Origin of the sequence: Methanobrevibacter sp. (genome assembly GCF_045577275.1) — an archaeon.
Lineage (GTDB): Archaea > Methanobacteriota > Methanobacteria > Methanobacteriales > Methanobacteriaceae > Methanobrevibacter.
Map to the genome: position 1 here is coordinate 1 of NZ_JAZNIB010000212.1, position 2,860 is coordinate 2,860.

Annotated in this window: 2 protein-coding genes and 1 pseudogene; all 3 read left to right on the forward strand. The window is 30.8% G+C overall.

The features are described 5' to 3' along the window. The first annotated feature begins 163 nt into the window (after positions 1–163). The 3 genes and pseudogenes from ACKI67_RS06105 (at position 164) to ACKI67_RS06115 (ending at position 2,746) form a co-directional block, all read left to right on the forward strand. Complete coding sequence (locus ACKI67_RS06105) at positions 164–919, forward strand: cobyrinic acid a,c-diamide synthase (RefSeq protein ID WP_407462555.1); 756 nt, start codon at positions 164–166, stop codon at positions 917–919. Between the two features lie 199 nt (positions 920–1,118). After that, a pseudogene (locus tag ACKI67_RS06110) lies at positions 1,119–1,876 on the forward strand (sulfite exporter TauE/SafE family protein). Between the two features lie 177 nt (positions 1,877–2,053). Continuing rightward, positions 2,054–2,746, forward strand: a complete 693-nt coding sequence (locus ACKI67_RS06115) for a class I SAM-dependent methyltransferase (RefSeq protein ID WP_407462556.1) — start codon at positions 2,054–2,056, stop codon at positions 2,744–2,746. The last annotated feature ends 114 nt before the right edge of the window (positions 2,747–2,860 follow it).

Genomic DNA, 2,860 nt, shown 5'->3' on the forward strand with positions numbered 1-2,860 from the left:
AATCTAGCAATCCACATTTAAAGTTTTTTTCAAATATTCTTTGCAAAATATTACGGGATTTAGTTTTTGTTCCAATTTAGTAATATTTCTGTTACTCTTTAGTTACAAAATCTTTTAAAACTAGTTTTTTCATAATTATAAGTACAAATTAATAGGTGATTAGATGAAAGGAAAATTTTTAATTAATGGTCGTGGTGGATGTGGAAAAAGTACTTTGACTTCCATCATTGCAAAAAACTTGGCTAAGGATAATCAAGTCCTTGTAATTGATATTGATGAAGGAAATTTAGGCATTAATAAAATGCTTGGTGTCGAAAGACCTGAAACTACTTTTATGGACTATTGTGGTGGAAGAGGTCGTGTTATGGGCGAACTTGTAAAGGTAATATTGCAACAGGAAGATGCTGTACATATAGTTGGTGAAATAAGTTTCGATGATTTAGAGGCTCCATTTGCAAGTTGGAGCGATAATTTGGGATTTATTCAAATGGGTAAAATTGAAAATCCGGGAGATGGATGCAGTTGCCCTATTTCTAATTTGGCTATGGATTTCATTGCAAATCTTAAACTAGATGATAATCAAGTTGTAATAGTAGATACTTCTGCAGGTATTGAACACATTGGCCAAGGAGTTGCTTTTAACATCGATAAATTAATTACTGTTGTTGATGGATCCAATGATGCAGTAATTTTAGCTAATAAAATCAATGAAATGGCTAAAAAAGCGGATAAGGATAATCTAGTAATATTGAATAAAGTTGATGATTCAATTGAAGGGTTATTAAAAGAAAAACTAGATGATGACATTAATGTGGTCAGCTCAATTAAATATGCGCCAGAAATTGCTGAATCTAATATCAACGGTGTTGAAATTGATATCAGCAATATTGATGTTGGCGATATCATTGCTAAATTATAATAATTATCTAAAGATAATATTATTAATGATATGATTAACGGTGATTTAATTCTTATTGGATTATTTTGAAGAATGCGAATCCAATTTATTAAATCGGATATTTTAAACTATTATTCAAATCATTAATTATTGGAGAATAGTATGGATTTTTTATTTTATGTAGTGATATTATTGATTGGGGGGGTGTTTTGCTGGTTTCATGGCAGGTCTGCTAGGAATCGGTGGTGGAATCATAATAACCCCTATCCAATATTATCTTTTGATATCAATGGGCATTGATGATAAGATTGCCTTAACGGTGACATTTGCCACAGGTCTTGCAGTGATTGGCCTTACAATGGTGAACAGTACTAGAATGCATAAGGAAAATGGTTTAATAGTTTATAATCATTTAAAATCTATGCTGATATTATCATTCATTGCTACAATTATTGGAGCTATGGTTCACAATATATCGATGTTGGCATTTTAAAAACAGGCTTTGGTTTGGTGTGCATTTTATCGACAATAGTCCTTGTAATGATCGATTCTCCAGAAAATCTGGGTAATGCTAAAACCAATGGTGTCTTATTGAATTCTGTAGCTATATTCGGAGCATTTATAAGTGGCCTTATTGGTCCTGCAGGTGCAGCAATTGTCATACCTATTTTCATTGCTTATTTGAAGTATCCTATAACCAATACAATAGGAACGAATTCTGCATTAAGCATAAGCGTTTCATTAGCGGGGGTATTGGCTTATATTATTTTGGGTTTAGGTATTCAAGGATTGCTTGATTTTTCTTTAGGTTATGTTAACTTATTGCAATTGTTCTTATCAATCACTAGCATTCTCATTTCAGGCTATGCCGCTAATTTAGCTAACAAAATCAGTGTTAATAAACTAAAAGTTCTTCAAGTAATCGTTATATCATATATAGGGCTTCAAATGATGGGGGCTTTTGATTTTATTTTTTAGATAATAATTCAATCCCATACTCCCCATATCTATTTTCAATATTTTTTAATCATTTTTATATATTTTTACTCACCCATATATTTAGGTATACCAAAATTTATATACTTATAAGTTAAAATATTTAATTGGATAATCAATTATAAAAATAAACTAAAAAATTAATTTATAGGTGTAAAGATGGGATTCTTTGAAAATATGGGAAATCCTCAAGGAAAATTAGGAAATATTCAACTTAAATCAATGAACAAGGAGCATACTCCAGTCTCATTATGGGGCTTGAAGCATTTGGATATCGCTCCAGATAATATTATACTGGATGTTGGCTGTGGCGGTGGAATGAATTTAAACCGTATGGCTCAAACAGCCAAGAAGGTTTATGGCGTAGATTACAGTATTGAAAGTGTAAAGCTTTCTCGTGAAGTCAATGAAGATCTGATTAGAATGGGTAAGGTTGAGGTTTTAGAGGGAAATGTTTTGGACCTTCCTTTTGATGATGACACTTTTGACATTGTAACAGCATTTGAAACAGTTTATTTCTGGCCAGACATTGTAAAGTCCTTTGGAGAAGTAAAAAGAGTGCTTAAACCAGGGGGAATGTTTTTAATCGGTTGTGAATCAAACGGGGCAGACAATCTCATAATGAAGATGTCTGAAAAATTCATGAAAATGACTGTTTACAATGATGAACAGCTATGCGAATTCCTAAAGCAAAATGACTTTAAAGAGATAAAAGCATATTTGCGAGATGGAAAAACTAAAAAAGAGATAATCAAATATGATGGAAAAGAGATTGTCATTGATGATGATTATAATCATTTCTCCATTTCAGACAGATTTGTGCAGTGGATGACTGTAACTGGTATAAAATGATTTTTTAATTGTTTTTATTTTTTTCTTTTTTAAGTATTCTTTCATTTTATCTGTTTTTTTATTTTTTTATTATTCTATTCTATTTTTTTCAATTATTCTTTTTTTAATTATTCT

Coding starts and splice junctions, on each gene's coding strand:
- ACKI67_RS06105 (WP_407462555.1), top strand. CDS start 164: ATGAAAGGAAAATTTTTAATTAATGGTCGTGGTGGATGTGGAAAAAGT.
- ACKI67_RS06115 (WP_407462556.1), top strand. CDS start 2,054: ATGGGATTCTTTGAAAATATGGGAAATCCTCAAGGAAAATTAGGAAAT.